The organism is Mesorhizobium sp. M0040, assembly GCF_040323505.1.
GTDB lineage: Bacteria > Pseudomonadota > Alphaproteobacteria > Rhizobiales > Rhizobiaceae > Mesorhizobium.
Map to the genome: position 1 here is coordinate 1 of NZ_JAMYVA010000148.1, position 790 is coordinate 790.

2 protein-coding genes are annotated in these 790 nt (G+C 67.2%); both read right to left on the minus strand.

Annotated features, from left to right (window positions below; all coding sequences use genetic code 11):
- The coding region (locus NKJ91_RS33700) for an S-adenosylmethionine:tRNA ribosyltransferase-isomerase (protein WP_352458945.1) at positions 1 to 537 on the minus strand (537 nt) is incomplete at its 3' end.
- On the minus strand, positions 534 to 790 hold a 257-nt coding region (locus tag NKJ91_RS33705), incomplete at its 5' end, for an SDR family NAD(P)-dependent oxidoreductase (protein ID WP_352458946.1). The genes NKJ91_RS33705 and NKJ91_RS33700, both read right to left, overlap by 4 nt.

A 790-nucleotide genomic window follows, 5' to 3' on the forward strand; every position in this document is an offset into this window, starting at 1 on the left:
CGACGGCGCCTCGAACGCGACCGGCCCGGCGGCAATCTTCGTCCAAACATCCCACAGTGCCAACGGCTCGGGAACATGCGCGTATTGGATCGGCCGGCCGTAGTGCGCCAGTCCTGCAAGCACCGCTGCGCGGTTGCCTGGGAAGTGCAACTCGAGAAGGCGTGGATGGTCGAGAAGGCGCTCGACGACGGCGTCAAGCGAGCCGAGCCGGAGGCGATCGCCTGGTGACAGCGGAGGTGGAGGCAGCCGGTCTTCCGTGCGCGTGCGGTGATCGCCCGAGCCGAAGGCAATCGCCACGAAACGGGTTGGATCGGGAAGTGACAGCCAGCCCGCCAGGCGGATCTCGATCGCCTCACCGCTTGGGACATGCGTGCCGTGCAAGCTGGCAGGCAAGGTCGCGGCGTCATTGGCGACGACCAGATCGCCGGGGTTGAACAGCGTCGCGAGTCCAGCTCGCGGCCGGTCGCGCATCGTGCCGTCCGCGTCGACGACGAACAGCCTGGCGGAGCGCCGATCGGGACGATCGGCGGCAATCATCCATGTGCTCCGGCGAGAAGCGTAGAGCGGACCGGCAACGCGTCGAGCATCTTTTCGATGATCTCGGCAGCTGCCTGCTCGGGGCGCTTCAAGGTCGCCGGATCAGCATCTGGGATCGCGAGCGCGTGCAGTGGGGTGTCCATATCGCCGGGGTCAAGCGCGAGGAGCCGGATGCCGTCTGCTTTCGCCTCCTCGTCCCAAATCGCCGTCAGATGGGCAAGAGCGGCCTTGCTCGCGCCGTATGCTCCCCAGC